Origin of the sequence: Alkanindiges illinoisensis (assembly GCF_004377485.1) — a bacterium.
GTDB lineage: Bacteria > Pseudomonadota > Gammaproteobacteria > Pseudomonadales > Moraxellaceae > Alkanindiges > Alkanindiges illinoisensis_A.
The window spans coordinates 1-26672 of the sequence record NZ_SNTY01000023.1; the positions used below are offsets into that span (position 1 = coordinate 1).

A 26672-nucleotide genomic window follows, 5' to 3' on the forward strand; every position below is an offset into this window, starting at 1 on the left:
GGGCGCACGCCTATGGAAACATTGCTTGATGGAAAACAGATTTGGGCTGAAAAGAATCTAGCTCAAATTTAACCTGACACTCATCATCAAAACGGGTAACTGTCAGATCAGGTTTGAGCTAGTACACATGAATAGTAGCCGAAGCTACCATTCATGATTCCAAGTCATATTATTTTAAAAAATTAATTCGATACCTGCACCATATTTCCATCCCTTTTCAGAATCCGTAGCCTCTTGCATAGAAGTGGCTTTCTGTCCTTTTTCATATTGATATGCAACATCCACAAAGGGTCTAATCCTTTTAGTAATCTCATATCGGGTTTGGATCCCCGTTTTTAGTTCTGATAAACCTGATTTTGCAGCATAGTCAGAATCATCACTAAATACTACATCTGCTTCGATGTAAGGTTGAGTAATAAGTTTCTGAGTTAAAAGCAAATCACGTTCTAATTCAAAACTTGCTCCCCAAAAATTATTCTCACCGCCATAAAGATATGCTTGTGTTTCAAAGAAATAAGGAGCTAGACCTAATATACCAATAACACCATCAATCCGATTGTTGTTTGGGCTGTTTTTATCTTCACTATATCGAACACCTGTTTGCACATCCCAAAATGGGGCTACATTACGACTATAGAGTGCAGATATATCATAATTAATATCACTGCTTTCTGGCTTTTCCGAATTGACTTCAATAAATAGACGATTTTCATCTGTCCCAATTAAAGTATCAAACCTTGTTCCTAGGTTGCCCTTACCGTTTTCATCAACTAACCATGCATTTTCAAGTCTTGTTAATTGATAAATTTGTCCGCCATGTTCTTTAAGATGATCATCATTAGATGGGGCTGATCTCTTACTTGCGGTCAGAATAATATTATCTCCCCCATTTGTAATATTACTTTCTTGTTGCGAAGTACTGTTATCAGCAAAAGTTAAGTTTGATATACTTACTAATGCAATTGATAAGACTGTTTTTGAGAAGAAATTCTTAGTGATTTGCATGTGGATTTACTCCCTTCTCATTTACTTGGGACTGAGGAACAGTCTTTGTAGAATTACCATCTTCCACTTGAGCTACAATGAGTTTATTCATCATTCCTGCACTCATATGGTAAAGCAGGTGACAATGAATAGCCCACTCACCTAACTCATCAGCTGTGAGTAGAGTGGTTATCGTTTTCCCAGGTGGAACAATTACCGTATGTTTGTTTGGCATATTGCTTGGATCCTGACCATTCTCAAGCTGCATAAACATGCCATGTAAGTGCATTGGGTGAGCCATCATACTGTCATTGACAAATTTTAAGCGAATACGTTCACCATACTTCACCACTAGTGGGTCGGCTTCATTAAATTTTTTACCATTTATTGTCCAAATATAACGCTCCATGTTTCCACCAAGACGGATCTCTATTTCACGTTCAGCTGCACGAGTGTCTTTTTGAGGATCTAACGATTGCAAATCACTATATTGCAATGCTTTATTACCTTCAGGTGTTGAAGCATTTGCCCATCCAAATACGGTATTATCATTCTTGTCTGAAGCCGCCTTAACAGTAGCGCTATTCATCGGCATATCATGATTCATACCTTTCATAGAAGACATATCGTGATTCATGCCTTTCATAGAAGACATATCATGATTCATATCTTTCATAGAAGACATATCATGATTCATATCTTTCATAGAAGACATATCATGATTCATGCCTTTCATAGAAGACATATCGTGATTCATACCATGCATCGAATGGTCTTCAGATGTCTTATTTGGCATTGAAGACATATCATGGTTCATATCTTTCATAGAAGACATATCGTGATTCATGCCTTTCATAGAAGACATATCATGATTCATGCCTTTCATAGAAGACATATCATGATCCATACCTTTCATAGAAGACATATCGTGATTCATGCCTTTCATAGAAGACATATCGTGATTCATGCCTTTCATAGAAGACATATCATGATCCATACCTTTCATAGATGACATGTCATGGCTCATCCCCATATCTTCCATAGTTAATAAAGCACGAGGACGAGGCTTAGGCATCTCAATTTGTTTGACTGCTGGTCTGCTTTCTTCATGTAAGGTTCCAACCGAAAAACCAGTACGATCAATAGATTCGGCTTCGATTTGATAATGTGCTTGTTGAGGTTCAACAATGACATCATAAGTTTCAGCAGTACCAATACGGAACTCATCTACAGGAACAGGTTTTACAGGTTGACCATCGGCACTTACCACTGTCATTTTTAGGTTTGGAATGCGTACATCAAAGAATGACATAGCGGAAGCATTAATAAAACGAAGGCGAACTTTTTCACCAGCTTTGAAGTTACCCGTCCAATTTTGCTGAGGTGTCTTGCCATTCATTAAAAATGTATAACCTGTGACATCGGACATATCTGTTTTCAGCATTCGCATCTGATTCCACATAGAACGGTCTTGCCAAGTCGCTTTTAGCCCATCACGTTTAACTTGTTTTAATACATCGAATACTGTTTCGCGACGGTTCTGATAGTAATCTGCTTCTTTTTTAAGATTTTTCATAATTTGATCACTTGTTGAATTATGAAAATCAGAAAGCAAAACAACGTAATCTTTATCGGTTTTTTCAGCAGCTGTTAGTGGAGTTTTATCTTTAGGATAAATAACAAAAGCACCATATAAACCGTCTTGTTCTTGTCCTTTACTATGTGAATGATACCAATAAGTACCATTTTGGCGGACTTTAAACTTATATTCATAAGTTGTATTAGGGGCAATGCCATGAAATTTGTTAAATCCAGGTACACCATCCATAATTCCAGGTAATAATAAGCCATGCCAATGGATTGAAGAGTCCTGATTTTTTAACTTATTGTGAACACGGATAACGGCCTCATCACCTTCTTCAAATTCAAGAAGTGGTGCAACGAATTTACCATTTACAGTAATTCTCTCAACTGGTTTTCCTGTGATATTTACAGTTTGTTCAGCGATTGTTAAATCATATTCTTTAACTGCCGCCATTACCCAAGTTGATGAAAATAAACCAACTCCAATTAAGAGTATATGACTTAACTTTTTTGACATTCTATCTCACCTTTAGATTTTTTGACATTATATCTCACCTTTAGAAAGGTCAAGATTGAAGTAATAAAGCAAATATTTAGTATAAACTTTAATACTTCTTTCTCGCTATTTATAAAATTATTTATTGCTACCAGGCATATTCATCTTTGAATGATCCATTTTAGAATGGTCCATATTCATCATCTTAGAGTGATCCATCTGAGACATATCAGCCATATTGCCATGCTCATGCTGACTATGATCTTGCTGAGTCTTGTCATCTTTTTCCATTTTACAAGGTTTTGTACAAGGTTTCTGTGCTTTTACCGTTTTAGTGGCACTTGAGGTTGATACATCTTTTGCCCAAGATTGAGTACCAGCAATTAAAGTTCCAGCACACATTAAAATTGTTAGACTACGACGCACTACAGTTTTCATAAGTTTCTCTAAAAGTTAATTTCTTGCTACTACACTAAAGTGAAGCACTGAACATCTAAGTGACTTGAAAATGACATTTTTGTAATCTATCTCGATCAGATGTTTTATAACGTTATTATAGTTTTAATGAATGACTTAGGATTCGGAAATGAGAATACTATTAGTTGAAGATGAACAAAAAACTGGTGATTATCTCAAGCAAGGTTTATCCGAAGCTGGCTATATTACGGACTGGGTTACAGATGGGTTAACGGGTAAACATCAAGCTCTTTCTGAAGAGTATGACTTAATTATTTTAGACGTGATGTTACCTGGACTAAATGGTTGGAATATTATCAATGATATTCGTAGCAGCGGTAAAACAATGCCCATTCTTTTTCTTACCGCCCGAGATCAAATCGAAGATCGAGTAAAAGGTTTAGAGTTAGGCGCTGATGATTATTTAGTAAAGCCTTTTGCTTTTGCAGAGCTTCTAGCTCGAATAAAAACGCTCCTTAGACGAGGGCAACAAAGAGAAGATAATAATATTATTAAGATTGCTGATTTAGAACTTGATTTGAGAAAACGTCGGGTAACACGAGCAGGTCAACGCATTGATCTGACGGCTAAAGAATTTGCGCTTATGGAGCTTTTTATGCGTAGAAGAGGTGAAATCCTACCAAGAGCACTTATTGCATCTCAAATTTGGGATATGAACTTTGATAGTGATACGAATGTCGTTGAAGTTGCTATTAAACGATTAAGAAGTAAAGTAGATAGTAATTTTACCCCTAAGTTAATTCAAAATATTAGAGGAATGGGGTATGTACTAGAGGTAGAGGATGAATAATAATTTATTCAGAGCGATCAGTTTCCGGATCGGTATCATTTTCTCATTATCTACTATTTTCATTCTAATTATTATGGGTTTGTTCATAAATAAATTAGTAATGCATCATTTTGAAACTCAAGACCGTACCCAATTAGAAGGTAAAATCCAGCTTATTCAGAATCTTCTCCAACAGCATCCTAAAAATTCTCCAGAACTTAATCTTTATTTAAGAGATGCGTTAGTTGGACACCATGATCTTATGGTCCAAATAGAACGACCGGCAGGCCAAATTTTATTTAGTTCAGCATCCTCAATCATTAATACTCAAAATTTAATCAAGTCAGCAAATAATTCATGGATTAAATGGCAAGTTCAAAATAAGACCTATCGTGGCATGATCTACACTACAGGTATAAATAGAAATTCTGAAATACAATCTGTACGAATTATTGTTGGGATCGATACATCAGAACATCTACATTTTCTAAAAGATTTTAAGCGTCAACTTTTGTATATTGGTTTGGCTGGTACAATTTGTTTAATGTTTTTAGGTTGGTTTGCAACCTGGAGAGGTTTAAGACCAGTGCAAAAAATGGCTAAGGTCGCACAAGGAATTTCTGCTCAACATCTTTCAGAACGTTTAGAAGTTGAGCATACACCAACCGAACTAAAATCATTGGCAATCGCCTTCAATGCTATGCTGGACAGACTAGAGTCAGCTTTAGAAAAACTTTCCGATTTTTCATCTGATTTAGCACATGAAATTAGAACACCGATTAATAACTTAATGACTCAAACTCAAGTATGTCTTGCCCGTAAACGAGATACCAGTACCTATCAAGAAGTACTATTTTCTAATTTAGAAGAATTAGAACGTTTGGCTCGAATGGTATCCGATATGCTTTTCTTGGCAAAAGCAGAACATGGCCTAAAATTACAGAACTTACAGAATATTGACCTGGTTAAAGAAGTTACAGCCTTATTTGATTTCTATGATGCGCTAGCTGCCGAAAAAAATATGACACTTCAACAATCAGGATATGGAAATGTCAAAGGTGATCCTGCTATGTTACGTCGCGCCCTCAGTAATCTATTATCTAATGCCGTTAAATACGGAAAAACCGACTCTACCATCCATATAAAATGTCAGCAGAACTTAGAAAACACAATATTCTCAATCGAAAATGAAGGTCCTCAACTATCTACTGAACAATTATCTCGATTATTTGATCGATTTTATCGAACAGATGCATCTAGACAAAGGATAGAGGAAGGAACGGGATTGGGATTAGCCATAACCAAATCTATTCTTGATATGCTTGGAGCAACTATTCAAGCAGAATCAAAAAATGGTCGAATAATATTTACTATTATTTTTCAAAGTGAATCCATGCAAGGGGAATCATTTTAACTCATTTTTTGAACATCTTCCATTTACCCGAGTTGACCTTACATAAAGCTCAAACTGAGAGCCAGAGCTACGCCAGCACCTATCATGGCAATTGTGTAGCCAATTATGATGGCTCTGCCAAACTGTGCCCCCCCTGTCATCCATGCAATTGTCGCTTTGCTTAACATGTTGCTCAGTGTGGCCAGCCCTAGCGCGACAGCAGCCACATTTGTTGTTAAGCCTTCAGTACTATGCAGGCGGGCAAGTGAGACTAAAATAGCATCTACGTCTGCTAGCCCAGAAATAGTCGATAATACGAAGATGCCGCTGGTGCCCAACCATTGTTTTGCTGCCGGGACCAAGACTGCCATGACAGCCAGGAAAGCAGCGAAGCTGAATGCTGTCCCAAGATCAAAAGGAGCCATTGCTTCTATTGTTCGATCGTTGTTTTCAGCGCTGGTAATTTGGCGTTGTCTCCACAATGCCATACCCAGCAGAAGGATTCCCGCAATCATCATTGCACCACCAAAAGTGCTTAGCAATGCTGGCTCAATGACGCCTATCAGCACAACCATACGAAAAAACATGATGCCACAGGCAGCCAATGTTCCAGAAATAGCAGCACTGACCATGACGGGGTGCTGGCGTGTATAGCGTGCCAGTGCGACAGTTGCAGCTGTAGAAGATGCCAAACCACCCAATAGACCTGTCCAGAATATGCCTCTTTCTGAACCGGTAAGCCGCATGGCAAAATGACCTGCCAGAGAGAGTCCGGCAATCAGGATCACTGCCCACCATAACTGGTAAGGATTTAATGCAGCAAAAGGTCCCAGACCCGTATTGGGTAAGTAGGGTAATATAACGACAGAAAGTACCAGCAACTGCAGGGATGCGGTTAATTCACGATGCTCTATCAAGCGTAGCCAACCGTGTAAGGTTGGCTTGAGATCCAAAAATACAGCGACGATTACAGCCGCGGTTAATGCTAAAGTAACATTACCATGGGATGCATATGCACCTAAAACTAATGTCAACAGCATCGCGATCGTCGTGGTAGCGCTTAGATTACCGGAAAGTTTTGCGGTACGCGCGTAGGACACTGTTAATAATAAGGAAAGCCCTAATACGGCCGCGACCAGCGGCCAAGGCCCGAAGTTTGGTTGTAAATGACCGAGCACTCCTCCGAGTAATCCTGTCAATGTGAAGGTACGTAGGCCTGCTACTCGGCTGCCTTCTGGCAGTTCACGATCATTCCATCCTCGTTCTAAACCAATGAGCAGGCCGATGGCAAGTGCTGCAATCAGGCCTGATACATCTGGTGGAAGAAAAAGACTCTCTATCATAGCTTTTTATGTCGCAGGCGAAGGGCATTGGTGATGACTGAAGCTGAACTCAAACTCATAGCCAAGGCCGCAATCATGGGTGACAACAACCAACCGGTAAATGGGTAGAGTACGCCAGCTGCTATTGGGATACCCAAGGCATTATAAAGGAAAGCAAACATGAGGTTCTGTTTCATGTTGCCAACAGTAGCTTCCGAAAGTGAACGGGCAACCGCGATACCGCGTAAATCTCCCTTGACCAAGGTAACTTGAGCACTATTCATTGCGACATCAGTTCCGGTCCCCATAGCGATACCGACATCAGCCTTGGCTAGTGCTGGTGCATCATTGATTCCATCGCCGGCCATTGCCACGATGCGACCTTGCTTCTGCAATTTGCTGACAAGTTCGAGTTTATCTGCGGGTTTAACTTCACCATGTACCTCATCAATACCCAGACGTGATGCGACTGAACGGGCAGTGGTGAGACCATCTCCTGTTGCCATCACGATACGTAGTCCAGCTTCCTTCAGGGTGGCAAGTGCTTCAGGGGTACTTTTTTTGATGGGATCGGATACTGCAAGCAGGCCGGCCAATTCACCATTGATGGCTAGATGCATCACACTTGCACCTTCTGAACGCAGCTCTTCGGCTTGCGGAATCAGAGATTGTACCGAGATACCTAATTGCTCCATCAGTGCTGTGTTGCCCAAAGCTAACTGACGATCGCCCACTTGACCTCGAACACCAATCCCTGAGCCTGATTCAAAATTATCTGGTGTTTCAAGAGGCAGGCCACGTTCGTGTGCTGCGTTTACAATCGCTTCGGCTAGCGGGTGTTCACTGCCTTGATCAAGACTGGCGGCTAAACGTAATACTTCAGATTCATCGAAACCTGATGCGGCAACCACACGATCGAATACAGGGCGTCCTTCAGTTAACGTACCTGTTTTATCGATGATTAGTGTGTCAATCTTGCGTAGATTCTCAATGGCTGCTGCATCGCGGAACAACACACCATGAGTAGCACCTTGACCCGTTGCAACCATGATAGACATTGGAGTTGCCAAGCCTAGTGCACAAGGACAGGCAATAATGAGTACTGCCACAGCATTGATTAATGCATAAACCCAGCTCGACTCTTCTGGGCCGAACAGTCCCCATCCAAAGAAGGTAAGCAAGGCAATGGCTACTACAGCCATGACAAACCAACCTGCAACCTGATCAGCCATGCGTTGCATTGGTGCTCTCGATCGTTGAGCTTGCGCCACCATCTGTACGATCTGGGATAACATGGTACTTGAACCAATTTTCTCTGAACGCATGATTAGGGAACCATTGGTATTCAGGGTAGCACCAATGACTTTATCACCGATGCGTTTAGTGATCGGTAAAGGTTCACCTGTCAGCATCGATTCATCCACTGAACTACTTCCTTCAGTGATTACACCATCCACAGGCACTTTTTCACCTGGGCGAATTCTGAGTAAATCTCCTACATGGACATGCGTTAGAGGAACATCTTCTTCAGTTCCATCAGGCAGGATTCGGCGAGCTGTTTTAGGAGCGAGCCCAAGGAGTGACTTAATTGCAGCAGAAGTTTGCGAACGTGCTTTTAATTCCAGTATTTGCCCCAGTAGGGTCAAAGAAATGATGACCGCTGAAGCTTCAAAGTAAACAGCGACACGACCCATGGAGATAAATGAGTCTGGAAAGATTTGTGGTGCAATGGTCGCAACCACACTGTAAATAAAAGCAGCCCCTGTACCTAGACCGATCAGGGTCCACATGTTTGGGCTGCGATTCACAACCGATTGCCAACCACGGGAAAAAAATGGCCAACCTGCCCACAGTACAATCGGGAGTGACAACACCAGTTCAATCCAGCTCTGAACTGCCATGTCGAACAGGTTCAGTTGATGGCCAAACATTGCCAAAAAAGTCACGACTATGGTGAGTGGCAGTGTCCACCAGAAGCGTCGACGGAAATCACGTAACTCAGGATTCTCATCTTCCTCTAATTCAGGAATGAGTGGCTCCAGTGTCATTCCGCATTTAGGACAGTTTCCAGGATGATCTTGCCTGATTTCTGGATGCATTGGGCATGTATAGATGGTCGTACCTGTTGTGCTTGCCGCATTAACGTGTTGAACAGTCTGATGATGCTGTGTATGTGCATCGGCAGTCGTCGTTGCGGGTTTAGCGATATATTGCACCGGGCTGCTATGAAACTTTGATTGACATTTATCACTGCAAAAAAAGTAAGTTTTCCCCTTAAATTCCTCATGGTATTTCGATTCTTCAGTGACGGTCATACCACAGACTGGGTCTTTCAGTACGTCTGTTGTAGCCTGTGCCTTATGGTCCTGGTTATGATTTTTTTGATCTGACATAAATAATTCTCTTATGGAAAAGTGGTTTTATGGCCGAATTTTGGAATAAATCTCGGAGTCTGTTGAGCATAGCTGTCATAGACAGCGCCAAACTGTTTACTCATTTCAGCCTCTTCCTTAATTGCCAAGCGGCTGTACATTAAGAGTAGGATTGGAAACATAATCAGTGTCAGTAAAGTTGGCCATTGCAATAAAAAACCCAGCAAGATCATCACAAAAGCCACGTATTGTGGGTGACGTATACGTGCATAAGGGCCTGTGATCGCTAAAGAATGCTGACGTTGCGCGTTGTACAGCACGTGCCATGACGTTGATAACAGGTAAAATCCATAGCCCAAGAAAACGTAACTGGCGATATGCAAAATGCCAAAATGTGGATCACCTTTTTCACCTAATAGCGTTGACCACAAGTGACCTGCATTATGAGAAAGTAAGTCAAGTTGAGGGAAGCGAGTTTGAAGCCAACCAGATAACAGGTAAATGGTTAAAGGAAAACCATACATTTCGACAAATAGAGCAATGATAAAAGCCGAAAAGGCCCCAAATGTACGCCAATCGCGCGCAGTGGAAGGTCTAAAAAAACTGAAAGCGAACATGATAAAAACTGCTGAGTTAATGATAACCAGCGTCCATAAACCATAAACCATAAGCCGATTCCGCATGATTCATGATGGATCTCCTGATAAGAGCTATTTTTTGTTATCAGATATATCGGATTTTTTTTGCTGCGAGTGGTTATGCCCATGACCACCATGCATAAAAATATGCATCAGTGGACACGCTAAAAGGAATAAATAAGGCAAAGCACCGATAACGTGGGCTAAATGTTCCGTTAATAGAAAATAAGCTGCGATACCACCCAGCACGATTAGACCAATGGCATAACGTGTAGACCAGAAGTTAGGTACTGAATTATTTTCTTGGTGTTGGTGATTCATGGTGCTTTCCCCTAATTCATGGGTAACTATTTAGTTGCTGACGGAGGCATACAGTCCATCATCATCTGCATCATGGATTGCATCATGTCCATACGTTTTTCCATCATCTGCTGACGGTCAGCCATATTTGCATTCATGCTTTGGCTGCCCATCTGTTTCATCATACTCATACCTCCTTGCATGAGTTTCATGTGCTCAGCCATAAGTTTCTGACGTTCTTGTGGGGTTTTTGCAGCCATCATCTTCTCATGCATGGCTTGCATCGCCTTCATGTGTTGATCCATTGCAGCCATTTTATCTGTAGCAGTGGTGCTGGTAAGTGTTTGCTTAATTGTTACTGCAGATGGTGCTGTTTTTTCAGGGTGGTGATCTTTGTGTTCATCGGATTGCTGTGCAAATGTATTCAATGACGCGGCTGCGATACATAAGCCCAAAAAAATGTTTTTGAATTTCATCATAATTTTTTCCTTTAAATAATTTGGAAGTAAAAGCTATGTTTTAGTACTGAACAGAGTCTAGGAATTTGACTACTAAACTGATGAAATTTTTGGTTATTCTCTGTCTCTCTTAAAAATTTTAGCACTATTAATTAATTATTTTTAAAAATGACAAAAATGTAATTTTGAGATCTTCTCGAAATATATAGTCTATGCTGAGATGACAAAAATTTTATTTAATATTAATCTTTTAAAACTATTAAAGTTGTTATGATTTTATGTGCTTAAAAAAATAAAAATGAAATGATTAGATGACTCCAAGGCTAGTTAGAGACACATTCTTAATGTAATTTACACTGTTATTCCTTTAAAGAAAAAATACAGTTGATCAAAATAGTTTTTTATAGAAAAAAGGGTGGATAATTTAATTATTAAACTTATTGGTATATTTATTAGATAGAAGGTAAAGAAGATTATTTTTAATATTAGGGTTTATAATCCAAATTTCAGAGTAAGGAATCTACTACTTATATAATAGAGATTCCATCTCCAAAACAGTACTACTGTATGAATGAGTTGTATTCAATGCAGGGAAGAATGTACATCCTTAATACTAACGGAAAATTATTTTACTGAATTTTCATGTAAAGACTCATTTAATTGATCAATCACTGTCGTCCATTCACCATCAGAGTGTAGTTTTTCTTCTAAAAAATGACGTTGAGCATCAGTCCAAAAAATTGCTTGTGTTAAAAAAACATCTCCAGCTAGCTGATGGCTCTCTATGAATTTTGCAATTGCTTCTTCAGTAGAAGCTAAACCAAGCTGTTCAAATAATTTGGTCATTCTTGGACGTGTTTGAGTCATGTGCTTAGCCCACAAATTTATATTAGATCAAATTAAACATAACATGTTTATATTTAAACTAAAATATAAAAAATTAAATAGCTACTATTTTCTTAGACAAAATGATTACTACATTTCATAAATCAACCACCTACATAATTTGTTTGTTAAATGATCATTATTTTTCAATAAGATTATTTTAATAGTTAAAGATTTTAAATTTTAAAAATGACAAAAATGTAATTTTGAAGTCATCGCTCTGTTTCTGTCTCTCACTAATAATTGAAATATAAGAGGAGATGATGTGGTCTCATTAAATATAGATTTTATAAAGTCATCTCTAATGAACTAACGAATCAAGAGGAAACGTAAATGAAATTATTTCAAAATAAAATGACTGCTCTACGTAATGTTGTAGTAGCTGCAACGATGATTGTGGCTACTACAACTACGTTCGCTCATGTGAGTTTAGTGAGTGCGATTCCTGCGGAAAATGCATCTATCCTTAGTCAACCAAAGAACTTGACCCTTAACTTTGGTGCAGAGGTTATGTTGATGAATATTAAGTTACTGGATGCTCAGCGAAGAGATGTTCCTTTAAAATATAAAGTTACTCATGACTTAAAGAAATCCTTTGATGTCGCTCTTCCGAAACTGAAAAAAGGTAAATATACCGTTGTCTGGACAACAATGGGGAAAGATGGTCACAACATGAATGGTGAATATAGTTTCACTATCAAATCAACTAAATAAGAATTGATTACCTTTCAACATGTCAGTGAGGTGCTGGCATGTTGTTCTAGAATGGACAAAAATAATGATTTCTGAATATTGGATGTGGGCCACTTGGTTAACTAAGGTTATTTTATATTTAAGTGTAGCTTTTGTCGTTGGTGGAGCCTTTTGCTATTTTTTACTTAGACAATATCTTGAACTAAAAGAATCGATTCTTAAATATATTACAATTGGCGCTGGATTAGGCCTAATTTCCAGTACCTTGGGATTTTTTATTCTGATTGGTAGTTTTGCCAATACTGGTATTACAGGTATGGTGGACCCCACGTATATTAATATATTGGTTAATACTCCGACGGGGTATATATACGTTCTTCGTTCTATTAGTTTTGCTCTTTTACTTCTTCTCATGGTGGTTAAACTTAACAGGAACAAAGGTCAGTTTTCTATAATTGAAAGTTCAATATTTTGTATTTTACTTATCCCGATTATTTTTAGTTTTTCCCAGCTCGGACATGTCGCTAATTTAACCTTACTTGCTCAAATTTTATTATCAATCCATATTCTAGTTATGTCGTTATGGATGGGGTCTTTATATCCGTTATGGAAAACCAGCCGGGAAATAAGTGGTTTACCTTTAAAAGATCGCATGCATGTATTTGGACGTATTGCTGCTTTCATTGTTGGGATATTAATCGCCTGTGGCGCTAGTGTAGCTCTTCTTTTAATTAAAGATTTTAATACCTTAATCAATACTGCATATGGCTATGGTTTCATGGTTAAAATGTTTTTTGTTATAAGTATTCTACTTTTAGCTGCCTTCAACAAATGGTATTTCACCCCGCGTCTTCAACATCCTAAATTCGCTAAACACCTTAGTCATGCCATTTTATTTGAGATGTTATTAGGTCTATCAATTCTATTAACAACAGGCTATATAACCACTGTCGTGGGTATTGAATAAGAGAATTTCAAAATAAGGGAATTGAGGAAATTTAACATTACTGCATTTATCTTTTGTAGCTGAGCAATAAAGTTTCTACTGGACTGTCAACTTACGACAATCAGAACAGTAAAATCGCATCATGAGTCATTATACATAAAGGTAGTCACCGGTTTTTAGCTTATCTTCAACCCATAACGGTCTCATCTATTCAGTTCACTACCATTGATTGAAATAACTAATCTTATAAATTTCAGAGTGATCGTAGATGACAAAAATGTCATTTTAAAGTCACATTAATGTTGGTTAAGTACTTTTACTGTAGTCATTAGAACACTCTTCTTTGGAATACTCTGAAGAAAACTGTAAGGTTGTAAACAGACCAAGTTACAGCGAGTAACTGATTCAGAAAAAGGCTGGTTGTATGGTGAAAGTTTAGAGTTACTGTTCTAATGGTTTAAACAAATGTTTTGTTAAAAAGGAGCAACATATGAAATTTCACATCGCTAATATGACTTGTGGTGGTTGTGCACGCGGCATTACTACCGCAATTAAAGAGCTCGACTCGAATGCTTCACTCGATATTGATTTACAAAACCGTATCGTTGAAATCAACACAACGGTGAGTCAGGATCAAGTCATTGCCACTCTCAGTGAGCGTGGATTTACAGCTGATCCTGCTTAATCTCTGTTAGAGTAACAGTGGGAATTCCTTACCACTTTTACTCTCTCTTATTTTCCTCATCGTACAGATAAAACCTGTACTTGCTTGAAATAAAAGTAATCCCTGAATTCCCCCTAATCTTGGTTCGAGCTGATCTTCGCATATAGAACTCAGCATATCTAAATGATAGAGATCGTATATGAGTACCGAAATGACTGATACGCCACACTACAGTGAAACATTAGAGATTGAGGGGATGACATGTGCTTCTTGTGTAGGCCGTGTGGAAAAAGCTTTAAAATCTGTTGAGGGTGTTGAATCGGCTCATGTAAATCTGGCTACCGAAATAGCAGTCATTTATGCGCATCAACCACTTGATCGCGCTACTTTAATTAAAGCCGTAGAAAAAGCAGGCTACGAAGTGGAAGCGCTGCAACCAATAGAGCTTACGATTGAGGGTATGTCATGTGCTTCTTGTGTAGGTCGAGTAGAAAAGGCCTTAAAATCTGTTGAGGGTGTGGAATCAGCTCATGTAAATCTGGCTACTGAAAAAGCGACTATTCAGGCAAGCTCATCTGTCACTCGTGACTCGTTAATTCAGGCTGTCACCAAAGCAGGGTTTGAAGCAAAGTCAGTTCATCAAACTACGGAAAGCTTTCAAGATAAAAAAAATATTGAATTAGAAAAACTTAAAAAAGATTTAATTTTGTCAGTCTTATTGACTCTACCCGTTTTTATTTTAGAAATGGGATCACACCTGATTCCCGCCTTTCATACGTTTATGATGGATAACATTGGCCAACAAAATAGCTGGTTAATGCAATTTTTCTTGACCACAGTAGCATTAATTTTTCCAGGCCGACGCTTCTTCAAAAAGGGCATCCCAAGTTTATTCCGCTTAGCACCAGACATGAATTCCTTGGTGGCTGTAGGAACATTGGCTGCTTATCTTTATTCAGTGGTTGCTACTTTCTTTCCAAGTGTCCTGCCACAAGGCACGGTCAATGTTTATTATGAAGCTGCAGCGGTTATTATCACTTTAATTCTATTAGGTAGATTTTTTGAAGCCAAGGCAAAAGGCCGAACGTCTTTAGCAATTCAACATCTAGTTGGAATGCAGCCTAAAGTTGCCAGAATACAGCTCAATAATCAGGTGATAGAAGTTCCGATTGCCGAAGTTCAAACAGGAACGATTGTAGAGATTAGACCAGGCGAGCGTATCCCTGTCGATGGTGAAGTTATTCACGGCCAAAGTTTTATTGATGAATCCATGATTACTGGCGAGCCTATGCCCGTTGAAAAAACGATAGGCTCTACTGTGGTAGGAGGAACAATTAACCAAAGTGGCAGCTTAAATATCAAAGCCACCTCTGTTGGTAGTTCATCAGTGCTTTCTCAAATCATCCGAATGGTAGAGCAGGCCCAAGGCTCCAAGCTGCCGATTCAGGCATTGGTTGATAAAATTACCATGTGGTTTGTACCTGTAGTAATGGGTCTCTCTCTTTTAACTTTTATTACTTGGTTTATCTTCGGCCCTGAGCCAGCCCTAACGTTTAGCTTAGTTAATGCAGTTGCGGTACTCATTATTGCATGTCCTTGTGCAATGGGACTTGCAACACCTACATCAATCATGGTGGGAACTGGGCGTGGTGCTGAAATGGGTGTTTTATTCCGTAAAGGGGAAGCTTTGCAGCTGCTTAAAGAAACTAAAGTGGTTGCAGTTGATAAAACAGGGACTCTGACTGAAGGGAAACCAATTTTAACCGATCTGCATGTCTTAGAAGGTTTTGAATACAATACCGTACTTTCACTGATGGCAGCCGTTGAATCAAAGTCTGAGCACCCTATTGCTCGAGCAATTGTACAAGCCGCTATAGATAAGGAATTAATCCTGTCTCCTGTTGCTGATTTTAAATCAGTGACTGGCTACGGAATAGAAGCGAAGGTTTCTGAGCATTTGGTTCATATTGGTGCAGATCGATATATGGAAAAACTAAGTTTGAATCCTAATGTTTTTTCTCAATTTTCGGATCGTTTGGGAGAAGAAGGAAAAACCCCTCTCTATGTTGCGATTGACCAGAAACTTGCTGCCATTATTGCTGTAGCAGATCCAATTAAAGAATCAACATTTGCTGCAATTGAAGCGTTACATCAGTTAGGTTTAAAGGTTGCCATGATTACAGGTGATAACCGTCATACAGCTCAAGCGATTGCAAAAAAACTAGGTATTGATGAGGTTATTGCAGAAGTCTTACCTGAAGGTAAAATAGAGGCCGTTAAAAAATTAAAAAATCAATATGGTAAACTCGCATATGTTGGAGATGGCATTAATGATGCCCCTGCACTTGCAGAAGCAGATATTGGTTTAGCGATAGGTACAGGTACAGACGTAGCTATTGAAGCTGCTGATGTGGTTTTGATGTCTGGCAACCTGAAAGGAGTGCCGAATGCTATCGCTTTAAGCAAAGCGACTATAACCAATATTCGTGAAAATTTATTTTGGGCATTTGTTTACAATGCAGCTCTGATTCCTATTGCAGCAGGTGTACTTTATCCGCAATTTGGACTGCTACTTTCTCCTGTATTTGCTGCTGGTGCAATGGCTCTCTCGTCAATATTTGTACTAGGCAATGCTTTACGATTAAAACGTTTTAAAGCCCCCCTTGCAATTATTTAACCATTTTTTATATACATTTAAAGTTTTGTTGGCTTTACTTTATATATTTGGAAATGAGATCCTTATTACAGGCATAACAACAGTAGTGGGTATTGAATAAGATAACTCTAAAATAAGGTTGTTGAGGAACTCAAACATTAGAGTACTTATCTTTGGTAGCTTACTCATACTTTTTTCTAAAAATAATACAAATAGTTTTTATCTTAGGTAACAATTTACTTTTGAAGTTCTATTCAGTATGCTTTCTGCGAATCTCGAGATGATTTTTTCGTATGCCACATAATAAGTTCTCAAAACTTATTCTTGCGTTTGTCCTGTTTTTGTTTGCGATAACAACAACGGGAGCTTACACATGGGCGCCAGTTATAGCTAAAAATCTTGATCATCATCATGATGTGACTATCTCAGTTGAAACAGACAGTTCCAGCCAATGGTCTCTTATTCATCATGCTGAAGAGCAAGTCTTAATAGAAGATACTAAAAATCACAACTGGACCAGTTATGATGAAGCACCTTTTCATCATTCTACTCCACCGGTTCAAGCTAAAGACCAAATGAGCATTGATCCAGTTTTTCTCTTGAGTTTTTCCATCCCGCTCATTCTGCTTTTCCTGAGTCTTTTTGAACGACCCGTTCGATCCTATGCACTTAGGAAAAGGATAGAATATCTTTGTAATTCCTATATATTTACAAAAGGTTTAATTGTTCTAAGAAATTGATTTTTCTGTACAAAAAATAATTTCCATTTTTTTGTATAGGTAAAGTCATGTCTAAAAAATATCAGATATTTCTTGCCTGTGGTTTAGTAGCAGCAACGACTCGATTATTTGCAGCATCTGATTACGTTCAGCTACAACAACAGGTAATTTCAAACGATTCAATTTTGAAGAGTTTGCAACAGTCTCAACACGCATATGCCATAAATCAGAAATATGCCGGTAGACTTAATAATCCTACGTTTAATCTTGAATTAGACAATTTAGGTAATTCAGACCTTAAAGATCTTGATGGGCCAACGACGATGATTGGTTTGTCCCAGGATATTCCTCTCAATAATAAACGCGCTTTGCGTAGGCAGTTGGCAGGGTTTCAAGGGAATAACAACCAATTTGAGGCATTGAAGCGTCAGGCTGAATTAAAAGCCGATTTCCGTGTTTGTATGTCAAATTGGTATGCGGCTTCAAAACGGGTAGAAATTTATTCTACCGAAAGCAAGATGAATGCGAGACAAGCCCAGGTACTGAATGAAAAATTGAAGTTTGGCAGAGTAATTCCATCTGACGTTCAATTGAGTTCAGCTTTATCGTCTGAATCAAAACTACGTTATCAGAACGAAGTGAAGAAAGTTCAATTTCAAAAAAATCTGTGTTCCAAATTCATATCTGTATTACCTGATCAAGCAATTGAAGTTCCTTTAAGCATTAACTTTGCGGATAAACTGAGCTTATCTGAACAAGAGGCCTTGCTTAGAACTCAACTGGCTAAAACCCAGTATGAATTAGCTAAAAAAGAAGCCGTGCCAGATATTACGCTAGGTTTAGGGGTAAGGAACTATCAGGAGACCAATGATCAAGTTTTCTTAGTTTCTACATCTATTCCCCTATCTGTTTTTAATCGAAATAAGGGGAAAATTGCACTTGCGCAAGCTGAGCAAGTGCATGCAGAAACTCGTTCTATTCTCGTAAACCGTAACTCCAAAATTGAATTAGAAAATAAGTCTATTGAAGTATCCAACCTGATTGATTCGATCAAAAACTATGATCAGTCGATACTTCCTGCTACCAAAGAAAGTTTGAGAATTGCTGAAATGGGCTATCAGGCAGGAAAAATCTCTTTACTTGAATTCAATAGTATTAAGCAAATTTGGTTGGATAAACATCTCGCTCGATTCGATTTGTGGTTGGCTTTGCAAAATCAAATTGCAGAGGTTGAACGAAATTATGTGACCAATTTAGATCAAGAATAAGGCCTGAAAATATGAATAAACTAACCAATACTTTAATTACTACAGGTGTTATCGCTTTATTAGTCATTTTATGTGCAATCGCTTGGTACAAAACGGGTAATAAAGCCGAAACTTCAAGTCATAGTGAAGGGGCTGAAGAAAAAGTTGCTGTAGTAGGAGATGAAAAAGGCCCGCATGGGGGCCGTTTATATCGCGATGGTGATTTTGCTGCTGAAGTCAAAATCTTCGAGGAAGGGGTAGAGCCTCATTTACGGGTGTATGGCTACTTTAAAGATAAGCCATTAAAACCAGAAGAGATTAATGCCAATATTTTTATCAAGCGTCTTGATGCAGAACAAACCATCTCATTTAAGCCTGAAAGTGATTACTTGATTGGGAATGAAATTGTCTATGAGCCACATTCATTCTTGATGGTGATCAATGTTGATTATCAAGGTAAAAAACATACTTGGAAATGGGATACCAAAGAGGGACGAGTCACTATGCTTGATAGCAGTATCAAGAGCAGTGGTTTGGAACTTTTAAAAGTTGAACGCATGATGTTTGAAAATGCACTCGAACTCAAAGGTGAACTGAAATTTCCTGATAATTTTGAAAGTTTTATTACCCCTAAAGCGAGCGGAACATTAATAAAAACGTACCGTTCAATTGGCGATCAAGTGAATCAGGGGGATCTTTTGGCGACTGTACAAAGTCCAGATTTAATTCGTCTTAATGCGGAACGTACTCTTGCATTGGATATCTTACAATTTGCCCGTAAAAAGATGGAGCAGGAACGAGCTTTATTCCAAAAGCGTGTTTCACCTGAAATTGATTACATCAATGCCAAACGTGAATTTGAAAATGCTCAGACTAGGGCTAATGAACTCAATAGTTTAATCAGCTCTTATGGAGGTGCGGGTAATGGAACAATTGAAGTCAGAGCCGCAATGTCAGGTACGATTTTACAAGTGCTTGGAGCAGTTGGTTCTAATGTAACGCCATCATCTCCATTGTTCAAAATTGCCAATACATCTCAACTTCTTGCTGTGGTCAATGTGCCAGCAGATAAATTGGATGCCATTAATCCAAACAATAAAGTAACTGTTAAGCCTCAAACTCAAACAGGCACAGAAGAAGCGTTGGGACGTCTCAAATATATCAGTGATGTGATTGATCCAAAAACACGAACTGCGCAAGTCTTTATTGAAATTCCAAACCAGTTTAAATGGCGTTCAGGGCAGTTAATCACTGCACAAATCTTTGAAAACCAGAGCATGAAACCGATGGTTGTCCGTGAAGATGCTTTGCAAAACTTCCGTGATTGGGATGTGGTGTTTATTCGTGTCGGGAATGACTTTGAAGCACGTCCTCTAGAGTTAGGCGATAAATTTAATGGTTTTGTTGAAGTTAAATCTGGTCTAAAAGCAGGGCAGATTTATGCAGCAGGTAATTCTTATTTATTAAAAGCAGAGCTGGGTAAATCTGGCGCTACTCATGATCATTAAGGAGTAGCGTTTATGTTTGACCAAATTGTAAAGCTCTCGATAAAGAATCGTTGGCTGGTACTGATCATTTTCCTATTCATAGGGGCATTTGGCGTTTACAACTATTTTAAACTGCCAATTGATGCTGTACCCGATATTACCAACGTACAAGTTCAAATTAACAGTGAGGCCCAGGGCTTATCTCCAACCGAGATGGAGTCCCAGGTCACCTACCCAATTGAAACGGCTTTGGCTGGTATTCCTAATCTGGACTATACCCGATCAGTATCCAGATACGGCTTATCTCAAGTGACTGCGATTTTTAAGGAAGGCACGGACATTTACTTTGCCCGTCAGCTAGTGAATGAAAAGTTGCAAGGGGTTACACCAAGTCTCCCCGGGGGTATATCGACTTCTATGGGTCCTGTTTCTACAGGACTTGGCGAAATCTTCATGTACACGGTGGAAAATGCAAAAAACAACCCGACTCCACTTTCACCGACTGAATTGCGAACACTTCAGGATTGGGTGATCAAGCCTCAGCTTCGAAATGTCGAAGGTGTGAATGAAATCAATACGATTGGTGGCTATTTAAAACAATTTGTTGTACAGCCCGACTATGCGTATTTACGAAGTATTGGTCTAGATCAAAAGACTATTTTGGATGCTATTTCTAAAAATAGCATGAATAAAGGTTCAGGCTATATTGAGAAGAATGGTGAGCAGTACTTGATACGTTCTGATTCTCAAATCAGTTCGATTGAGCAAATTCAGAATATTCCGATCACCACAAGCAATGGTTATATCTTGCGTTTAAAAGATGTAGCTAAGATTTCTATTGGACACGAACTCCGTACAGGCGCTGCAACAAAAGATGGCCAGGAAATTGTGCTGGGTACAGCTTTTATGCTGATTGGAGAAAACTCGCGTAATGTCGCTGATGCAGTAGATCAAAAATTACAGCAAGTCCAAAAGTCTTTACCTGAAGGTGTTGAAGCCAAAGCAGTATATAACCGTACGACATTAGTTGATGCCACGATTGAAACCGTGAAGAAGAATTTGCTCGAAGGTGCAATTCTGGTCATTGTCGTGTTGTTCATTTTTCTTGGTCATTTTCGTGCTGCGCTGATTACCGCAATGGTGATACCACTGTCTATGTTGATGACCATCACAGGCATGGTGAATCAGAAAATTAGTGCAAATTTAATGAGCTTAGGGGCTTTGGACTTCGGGATCATTGTAGATGGTGCCGTGGTAATTGTTGAAGCCTCACTTGCTAAATTGGCAATGAAGCAGAAAGAATTAGGACGAATACTCACCCGTCAAGAACGATTCACGACGGTCTTTGAAGCGACTAAAGAATCACGAAAAGCCATTCTCTATGGTCAGTTGATCATCATCTTGGTGTATTTGCCGATAATGACCTTGACTGGGGTAGAAGGCAAGATGTTCACTCCTATGGCAATGACCGTGGTGATGGCATTGGTTGCCGCTATGCTTCTATCGATTACATTTGTACCTGCAATGGTAGCTTTAGTGACCGCAGGTAAAATCAAAGATGAAGAGTCTAGAATTGTTCACTTCATTAAAAAGATTTATAACCCGGTCTTAGATTGGTCATTGAATCATAGGTACAAGCTGATTGCTTTTGTAGCTGTATTCTTTGTATTTAGTGCAAGCCTTTCAACACGATTGGGGTCTGAATTTATTCCCTCTTTAGATGAAGGTGATGTGGCATTACATGCGCTGCGTATACCGGGAACGTCCTTAACTCAAGCGGTCGAAATGCAATATGCGCTTGAGAAAGAAATCAAGAAAATCCCTGAGGTTCAAACGATATTTGCCAAAGTCGGTACGGCTGAGATTGCAACTGATCCGGTGCCACCAAACGTAGCTGATAATTTTGTCATATTGAAACCACGCGATCAGTGGCCAGATCCCGATAAAGAAAAATCCGCTATCGTTACTGAAATTGAACGTGTTTCTAAAAGTGTATATGGAAACAACTATGAATTCACTCAACCGATTCAAATGCGATTTAACGAACTTATTTCAGGTGTCCGTACGGACGTTGCTGTAAAAATTTACGGAGATGATTTAGAGCAGCTTTTGGAATTAGGGAATGGTGTTGCAGATGTACTTGAAGGTGTGAACGGTACAGCTGACTTGAAAGTTGAACAGATGTCGGGACTGCCAATGGTGTCTGTTGAACTCAAGAAAGACATGATTGCGAACTATGGGCTAGATGCAGAAGATGTGCAAAAGCATGTTTCTAATCTCATCACGGGTGAAACAGCAGGTAAAGTATTTGAGGGTGATCGTAAGTTCGATATTGTTGTGCGGATGGATCAAAACTCAGTAACTGACCTGGAAAAACTGTATCAAATTCCTGTCAGTTTGCCTGATGGTTCAAGTGTATTGTTGTCCGAATTGATTGAATTGAAGAATATTCAAGGACCAAACCAAATTTCTCGTGAAAATGGTAAACGTCGTATTGTGATCACGGCAAACGTGCGTGGTACTGATATCGGTAGTTACATTGCTGATGCACAATCAAAATTAAACTCTGATTTCCAAATGCCAGAAGGTTACTGGCTCACTTGGGGCGGTACTTTTGAACAAATGGAGTCAGCCTCTAATCGACTTATGATTGTTGTACCCATCGCTTTGATTTTGATATTTGCAATGATTTATATGGCCTTAGGCAATATCAGAAATAGTGTGCTGGTCTTTACTGGTGTGCCTTTTGCATTAACGGGTGGAGTCATTGCTTTAGCCCTCCGTGATATTCCTTTCTCTATCTCGGCTGCTGTTGGTTTTATTGCTTTATCGGGTGTTGCAGTACTCAATGGTTTGGTACTCGTATCGGCCATTCAGAGATTGCGTGATCAGGGTGAAGGGCTGATTGATGCAGTAAAACATGGTGCATTAGAACGTTTGCGGCCAGTGCTGATTACTGCACTGGTTGCCTCTTTGGGCTTTATCCCTATGGCTTTAAACGTGGGGATTGGTTCAGAAGTACAGCGCCCAATTGCAACCGTTGTTATAGGGGGAATTATTTCCTCAACGCTACTTACCTTGATTATTCTGCCCACCCTGTATGTTTGGTTTAACCAAGCTCTTCAGAAAAAATCTGACGGTTTCGCTGAGCAGAAAGGGTAGAGAAGTTCAATATGATGGCAATAGTGCAAGATTCAAAAATGAGATATGTGATGATGTGGCTGGTTTGCATCATCAGTCTTGCACTATGTCTGCATTTTAACGAGCATGCGACTGAAAACCGCTTTCAAGAGCATGCCTATGTAGATGTGATTCATACTCATCATCATGAGGTAAATCAGCAACATTCACATCATCATCAAGATACCTATTACGAACATTTTTCTAATGTTGCATCTCTCAAAGAAATAGCACTCATCTTGCTTCTGTTAGGTGCGCAAATATTTGACCGTACGAAGAAATACGCTCTATTGCTTGCAAGTCGTATTTTTAAACCTCCAAAAAAAATCATGAGTTTTTTGAACCATTTTTTAATTTTTGGAGTTTGATTTAGATGCAAATTATTGATTCACATTATGTGAAGCTCAAAACCTATTTAAAGCTGTTGATTGCTTTAGGTATGGTCTTGATAAGTCCTGCACTTTTTGCTCATGGAGTTGCAGAGGGTGACAAAGGCTATATACAGGAAATCTACGGTGTTCATGTGATCCCCTTTATTTATCTGGGCGCCAAACACATGGTTACAGGTTATGACCATTTATTATTTCTGGTCGGTATTATTTTCTTCTTATACCGTATGAAAGATATTGGTTTGTATGTCAGCCTGTTCGCCATCGGTCATTCAGTTACCATGCTGATAGGGGTGTATTACAACATTTCGATGAATGCATACATTATTGATGCAATCATTGGTTTTTCTATTGTTTATAAAGCTTTAGATAATTTAGGTGCTTATCAGCGCTGGTTTGGATTCCAGCCCAATACAAAAATTGCCACGCTGATTTTTGGTTTGATTCACGGCTTTGGTTTAGCTGTAAAAATTCAGGAATATGAAGTGCCAGATGATGGCCTGCTTGCGAATCTGATCTCTTTCAACATCGGGGTCGAATTAGGGCAACTCATGGCATTAGCCATCATTTTACTGCTTATGACGATGTGGAGAAAAACCCCTTATTTCTTCAAAACAGCATATCAAAGCAATGTCTTCTTGATGTTCCTTGGTTTTCTACTTGTTGGCTACCAACTCACTGGCTTCATTACACAATAAGGATCTAAATTATGTTTAACGCTGAAATTCCAAAAGATGTTGAATTACCCTCTTCAAAGAAACTGATTAAATCCACTGTGGTTGCTGCGGTGAGTGCCGTTGTTGTTCTTGTGACTTGTGTAATGCCAGCCGAATACGCTATTGACCCTACTGGTGTCGGTAAAGTTTTGGGTTTAACCAAAATGGGGGAAATCAAGCAATCTTTAGCGGCTGAATCAGAGAATGGAATGGGAGAGACCCCTCAGATCCCTTCAGTAAATACTGCTAATAGTTCGGTTGCTCAGGCTGCTGTAACAAATGATAGCTCAAATACAATGCCCGCTATTAAGAAAGAATCGATCTCTATCGAATTAAAACCTAACCAGGCAACTGAAGTTAAGTTGGCTATGCCTAAAGATGCAAGTGTAAGCTTTGATTGGAAATCTTCAGGTGGTGGTCTGAACTATGACACGCATGGCGATCCTGTAAATGCGCCAAAAGACTTTTATCATGGTTACGGTAAAGGTAAAAATGAAACTGAGCAATCTGGAACATTAACCGCAGCCTTTGATGGTAAGCATGGTTGGTTCTGGCGTAATCGTACTGAAAGTACAGTAACGGTCACTTTAAACGTAGAAGGTCAATTCAGTGAAATGAAGAAGGTCTTCTAAGTTTTAATCAATCTCCTTGGACTAAACTCCAAGGAGATTCTAATTAGCATAAATATTAGGTTCTAAATAGGAGTCCCTAAAATGCTAGAAGTTTTAAAAAATACAACATATCGGCATTTGTTCTTAGCCCAAGTCATTGCTTTGATTGGTACGGGACTCATTACTATTGCTCTAGCTTTACAGGCTTATGACATCGCAAAAGGGCAGGCAGCGCAGGTCCTGGGTATTGCCTTGGCAATTAAAATGATTGCTTATATTGGGGTCGCACCCATTGCTTCCGCATTTGCTGAAAGATTACCGAGAAAAAAAGTTTTGGTGGGCTTAGATGTCATTCGAGCTTTAACCGCATTGTGTCTGCCTTTCGTGACTCAAATCTGGCAAATCTATATTTTGATCTTTATTCTTCAGTCTGCCTCAGCTGCTTTTACCCCCACATTTCAAGCCATGATTCCTGATGTATTGCCCATAGAAGAAGAGTATACAAACGCGCTGTCTCTATCACGATTGGCCTACGACCTAGAAAATATTATAAGTCCAATGCTGGCAGGCTTGTTACTCACTGTGATGAGTTATCACAACTTGTTTTTGGGAACTGTGGTTGGATTTATTGGTTCGGCACTATTTGTAGTCAGTGCAAAATTACCAAATGCGAAAATGCCGGAGTTTATCGGGGTATATAACCGAATCAAACAAGGCGCAAAAATATATTTCAGAACACCCCGCCTAAAAGCCTTACTCGCTTTAAATCTGGCTATTGCTTCAGCCAGTGCGGTTGTCATTGTCAATACGGTTTTTTTAGTTCAAACGACATTTGAATTAACTGAACAGGCGACTACTTGGGCATTTGGTTTATTTGGATTAGGCTCAATGCTTGCTGCATTTGCATTACCAAAAATATTAGATAAATTGAATGATAGAACTGTCATGCTTTCAGGCACTGTGGTTCTCGTCGTTGGATTGTTTAGCGGTTACTTTATTTCTGCCTATACTGGGCTATTAGCCCTCTGGTTTATATTAGGTATTGGTTATTCAGTTTCTCAAACACCAACCGGACGTCTTATTAGAAAGTCTGCATCAAGTGAAAATCGAACAGCGCTATTTGCAGCTCAATTTGCATTTTCACATGCCTGCTGGCTAATCACTTATCCATTAGTGGGCTGGTTAAGTACAAGCTTTGGAACGCTTATAACTTTTTTGCCTATGGCATTCATCGCCTTGGTATCAATAGTCGTCGCGTTTGTTATCTGGCCAAAAAACGATAATTTAGTTTTAGAACATACTCATCTTGATTTACCAGAAGATCACGAGCATTTATTGCAGCACAACTATAAAGGTAAGCATGAACATGAATTTATGATTGATAGCTATCACCAGCACTGGCCTAAATAGTGGCTTATATTTTTTTATTCTTAAGTGCATTTGGGGCAGCAACATTACTGCCTCTTCAATCAGAATCTGTATTGGCAGGAATGCTAATATTGGGAGAATATTCACCGGTTTTACTTATAGGTGTGGCAACGCTAGGGAATGTATTAGGTTGATGTGTGCTGATAAAAACGGAAGCTTTCACTTGGTAAACTAAACGTACTCATCAGGAGTTTACCATGAGCAAAAAACCAAAGTTTTATACAGCGGAATTCAAAGCTGAAGCTATAAAACAGATTG

At 39.2% G+C, this 26672-nt stretch carries 22 protein-coding genes and 2 pseudogenes; 15 read left to right on the forward strand and 9 right to left on the reverse strand.

Translation table 11 applies throughout. The features are described 5' to 3' along the window. Positions 1 to 174: 174 nt before the first annotated feature. The 3 genes from E2B99_RS06865 to E2B99_RS06875 form a co-directional block, all read right to left on the reverse strand. Positions 175 to 1005, reverse strand: coding sequence for a copper resistance protein B (locus tag E2B99_RS06865; RefSeq protein ID WP_134244198.1), 831 nt, complete (start codon positions 1003 to 1005; stop codon positions 175 to 177). Beyond that, positions 992 to 3085, reverse strand: coding sequence for a multicopper oxidase domain-containing protein (locus E2B99_RS06870; RefSeq protein WP_134244199.1), 2094 nt, complete (start codon positions 3083 to 3085; stop codon positions 992 to 994). The genes E2B99_RS06865 and E2B99_RS06870 overlap by 14 nt, the downstream gene beginning before the upstream one ends. A 117-nt stretch (positions 3086 to 3202) precedes the next feature. Next, complete coding sequence (locus E2B99_RS06875) at positions 3203 to 3502, reverse strand: hypothetical protein (RefSeq protein ID WP_134244200.1); 300 nt, start codon at positions 3500 to 3502, stop codon at positions 3203 to 3205. A gap of 148 nt (positions 3503 to 3650) precedes the next feature. Here E2B99_RS06875 and E2B99_RS06880 point away from each other — a divergent pair, with 148 nt between their 5' ends. Together E2B99_RS06880 and E2B99_RS06885 are read left to right on the forward strand one after the other, a co-directional pair. Then, entirely contained in the window at positions 3651 to 4331 is a 681-nt protein-coding gene (locus E2B99_RS06880; protein ID WP_004663993.1) for a heavy metal response regulator transcription factor, read from the forward strand. Next, positions 4324 to 5724, forward strand: coding sequence for a heavy metal sensor histidine kinase (locus tag E2B99_RS06885; RefSeq protein ID WP_134244201.1), 1401 nt, complete (start codon positions 4324 to 4326; stop codon positions 5722 to 5724). Before E2B99_RS06880 ends, E2B99_RS06885 begins: the two co-directional genes overlap by 8 nt. 38 nt (positions 5725 to 5762) lie before the next feature. Here E2B99_RS06885 and E2B99_RS06890 read toward each other — a convergent pair whose 3' ends face one another. The 6 genes and pseudogenes from E2B99_RS06890 to E2B99_RS06915 all read right to left on the reverse strand — a co-directional run bounded on the left by E2B99_RS06890 (position 5763) and on the right by E2B99_RS06915 (position 11660). Then, entirely contained in the window at positions 5763 to 7046 is a 1284-nt protein-coding gene (locus E2B99_RS06890; protein ID WP_134244202.1) for an MgtC/SapB family protein, read from the reverse strand. Then, the gene (locus E2B99_RS06895; RefSeq protein ID WP_134244203.1) at positions 7043 to 9418 is read right to left on the reverse strand and encodes a heavy metal translocating P-type ATPase; all 2376 of its coding nucleotides are present in this window, start codon (positions 9416 to 9418) and stop codon (positions 7043 to 7045) included. The genes E2B99_RS06890 and E2B99_RS06895 overlap by 4 nt, the downstream gene beginning before the upstream one ends. Positions 9419 to 9429: 11 nt before the next feature. After that, a pseudogene (locus tag E2B99_RS06900) lies at positions 9430 to 10087 on the reverse strand (methyltransferase family protein). A gap of 20 nt (positions 10088 to 10107) precedes the next feature. Beyond that, positions 10108 to 10356, reverse strand: coding sequence for a DUF2933 domain-containing protein (locus E2B99_RS06905; protein ID WP_004695740.1), 249 nt, complete (start codon positions 10354 to 10356; stop codon positions 10108 to 10110). Positions 10357 to 10382: 26 nt separating this feature from the next. Next, complete coding sequence (locus tag E2B99_RS06910) at positions 10383 to 10814, reverse strand: hypothetical protein (protein WP_134244205.1); 432 nt, start codon at positions 10812 to 10814, stop codon at positions 10383 to 10385. A 603-nt stretch (positions 10815 to 11417) separates the two neighbouring features. After that, entirely contained in the window at positions 11418 to 11660 is a 243-nt protein-coding gene (locus E2B99_RS06915; protein WP_004281876.1) for a DUF2789 family protein, read from the reverse strand. Positions 11661 to 12011: 351 nt separating this feature from the next. Between E2B99_RS06915 and E2B99_RS06920 the strand changes: the two genes are divergently transcribed. The 13 genes and pseudogenes from E2B99_RS06920 to E2B99_RS14865 all read left to right on the forward strand — a co-directional run. Next, complete coding sequence (locus tag E2B99_RS06920) at positions 12012 to 12392, forward strand: copper resistance CopC family protein (protein WP_004681441.1); 381 nt, start codon at positions 12012 to 12014, stop codon at positions 12390 to 12392. Positions 12393 to 12456: 64 nt separating this feature from the next. Then, positions 12457 to 13338, forward strand: coding sequence for a copper resistance D family protein (locus E2B99_RS06925; RefSeq protein ID WP_005100635.1), 882 nt, complete (start codon positions 12457 to 12459; stop codon positions 13336 to 13338). Positions 13339 to 13807: 469 nt separating this feature from the next. Then, positions 13808 to 14002 carry a heavy-metal-associated domain-containing protein gene (locus E2B99_RS06930; RefSeq protein WP_004281879.1) on the forward strand — a complete coding sequence of 65 codons (195 nt, stop codon included), beginning with the start codon at positions 13808 to 13810 and terminating at the stop codon, positions 14000 to 14002. A 178-nt stretch (positions 14003 to 14180) separates the two neighbouring features. Further along, complete coding sequence (locus tag E2B99_RS06935) at positions 14181 to 16658, forward strand: heavy metal translocating P-type ATPase (protein ID WP_134244206.1); 2478 nt, start codon at positions 14181 to 14183, stop codon at positions 16656 to 16658. A gap of 272 nt (positions 16659 to 16930) precedes the next feature. Continuing rightward, complete coding sequence (locus E2B99_RS06940) at positions 16931 to 17377, forward strand: hypothetical protein (RefSeq protein ID WP_134244207.1); 447 nt, start codon at positions 16931 to 16933, stop codon at positions 17375 to 17377. A 47-nt stretch (positions 17378 to 17424) separates the two neighbouring features. Beyond that, complete coding sequence (locus E2B99_RS06945) at positions 17425 to 18624, forward strand: TolC family protein (protein WP_134244208.1); 1200 nt, start codon at positions 17425 to 17427, stop codon at positions 18622 to 18624. A gap of 11 nt (positions 18625 to 18635) precedes the next feature. Then, positions 18636 to 20111 (forward strand): efflux RND transporter periplasmic adaptor subunit, encoded by a 1476-nt coding sequence (locus E2B99_RS06950; protein WP_076877506.1) that lies wholly within the window; start codon positions 18636 to 18638, stop codon positions 20109 to 20111. A 12-nt stretch (positions 20112 to 20123) separates the two neighbouring features. Beyond that, positions 20124 to 23252, forward strand: a complete 3129-nt coding sequence (locus tag E2B99_RS06955; protein ID WP_134244209.1) for an efflux RND transporter permease subunit — start codon at positions 20124 to 20126, stop codon at positions 23250 to 23252. Positions 23253 to 23263: 11 nt separating this feature from the next. Next, positions 23264 to 23638, forward strand: coding sequence for a hypothetical protein (locus E2B99_RS06960; protein ID WP_004761005.1), 375 nt, complete (start codon positions 23264 to 23266; stop codon positions 23636 to 23638). Positions 23639 to 23643: 5 nt separating this feature from the next. Continuing rightward, on the forward strand, positions 23644 to 24357 hold the full coding sequence (locus E2B99_RS06965) for a HupE/UreJ family protein (RefSeq protein ID WP_004761006.1): 714 nt from the start codon (positions 23644 to 23646) through the stop codon (positions 24355 to 24357). Between the two features lie 11 nt (positions 24358 to 24368). Next, the gene (locus tag E2B99_RS06970; protein ID WP_004761007.1) at positions 24369 to 25007 is read left to right on the forward strand and encodes a hypothetical protein; all 639 of its coding nucleotides are present in this window, start codon (positions 24369 to 24371) and stop codon (positions 25005 to 25007) included. 81 nt (positions 25008 to 25088) lie between these two features. After that, the gene (locus tag E2B99_RS06975; protein ID WP_112987540.1) at positions 25089 to 26396 is read left to right on the forward strand and encodes an MFS transporter; all 1308 of its coding nucleotides are present in this window, start codon (positions 25089 to 25091) and stop codon (positions 26394 to 26396) included. Then, a pseudogene (locus tag E2B99_RS14865) lies at positions 26393 to 26545 on the forward strand (DedA family protein); the annotation flags it as partial. The gene E2B99_RS06975 and the pseudogene E2B99_RS14865, both read left to right, overlap by 4 nt. Between the last annotated feature and the right edge of the window lie 127 nt (positions 26546 to 26672).

Bases quoted from the DNA above. Each gene is read 5' to 3' on its own strand.
- E2B99_RS06875 (WP_134244200.1), bottom strand. From the start codon at position 3,502: ATGAAAACTGTAGTGCGTCGTAGTCTAACAATTTTAATGTGTGCTGGA.
- E2B99_RS06970 (WP_004761007.1), top strand. From the start codon at position 24,369: ATGTTTAACGCTGAAATTCCAAAAGATGTTGAATTACCCTCTTCAAAG.
- E2B99_RS06920 (WP_004681441.1), top strand. From the start codon at position 12,012: ATGAAATTATTTCAAAATAAAATGACTGCTCTACGTAATGTTGTAGTA.
- E2B99_RS06965 (WP_004761006.1), top strand. From the start codon at position 23,644: ATGCAAATTATTGATTCACATTATGTGAAGCTCAAAACCTATTTAAAG.
- E2B99_RS06935 (WP_134244206.1), top strand. From the start codon at position 14,181: ATGAGTACCGAAATGACTGATACGCCACACTACAGTGAAACATTAGAG.
- E2B99_RS06950 (WP_076877506.1), top strand. From the start codon at position 18,636: ATGAATAAACTAACCAATACTTTAATTACTACAGGTGTTATCGCTTTA.
- E2B99_RS06940 (WP_134244207.1), top strand. From the start codon at position 16,931: ATGCCACATAATAAGTTCTCAAAACTTATTCTTGCGTTTGTCCTGTTT.
- E2B99_RS06905 (WP_004695740.1), bottom strand. From the start codon at position 10,356: ATGAATCACCAACACCAAGAAAATAATTCAGTACCTAACTTCTGGTCT.
- E2B99_RS06895 (WP_134244203.1), bottom strand. From the start codon at position 9,418: ATGTCAGATCAAAAAAATCATAACCAGGACCATAAGGCACAGGCTACA.
- E2B99_RS06930 (WP_004281879.1), top strand. From the start codon at position 13,808: ATGAAATTTCACATCGCTAATATGACTTGTGGTGGTTGTGCACGCGGC.
- E2B99_RS06925 (WP_005100635.1), top strand. From the start codon at position 12,457: ATGATTTCTGAATATTGGATGTGGGCCACTTGGTTAACTAAGGTTATT.
- E2B99_RS06960 (WP_004761005.1), top strand. From the start codon at position 23,264: ATGATGGCAATAGTGCAAGATTCAAAAATGAGATATGTGATGATGTGG.
- E2B99_RS06870 (WP_134244199.1), bottom strand. From the start codon at position 3,085: ATGTCAAAAAAGTTAAGTCATATACTCTTAATTGGAGTTGGTTTATTT.
- E2B99_RS06975 (WP_112987540.1), top strand. From the start codon at position 25,089: ATGCTAGAAGTTTTAAAAAATACAACATATCGGCATTTGTTCTTAGCC.
- E2B99_RS06945 (WP_134244208.1), top strand. From the start codon at position 17,425: ATGTCTAAAAAATATCAGATATTTCTTGCCTGTGGTTTAGTAGCAGCA.
- E2B99_RS06915 (WP_004281876.1), bottom strand. From the start codon at position 11,660: ATGACTCAAACACGTCCAAGAATGACCAAATTATTTGAACAGCTTGGT.
- E2B99_RS06955 (WP_134244209.1), top strand. From the start codon at position 20,124: ATGTTTGACCAAATTGTAAAGCTCTCGATAAAGAATCGTTGGCTGGTA.
- E2B99_RS06890 (WP_134244202.1), bottom strand. From the start codon at position 7,046: ATGATAGAGAGTCTTTTTCTTCCACCAGATGTATCAGGCCTGATTGCA.
- E2B99_RS06910 (WP_134244205.1), bottom strand. From the start codon at position 10,814: ATGATGAAATTCAAAAACATTTTTTTGGGCTTATGTATCGCAGCCGCG.
- E2B99_RS06880 (WP_004663993.1), top strand. From the start codon at position 3,651: ATGAGAATACTATTAGTTGAAGATGAACAAAAAACTGGTGATTATCTC.
- E2B99_RS06865 (WP_134244198.1), bottom strand. From the start codon at position 1,005: ATGCAAATCACTAAGAATTTCTTCTCAAAAACAGTCTTATCAATTGCA.
- E2B99_RS06885 (WP_134244201.1), top strand. From the start codon at position 4,324: ATGAATAATAATTTATTCAGAGCGATCAGTTTCCGGATCGGTATCATT.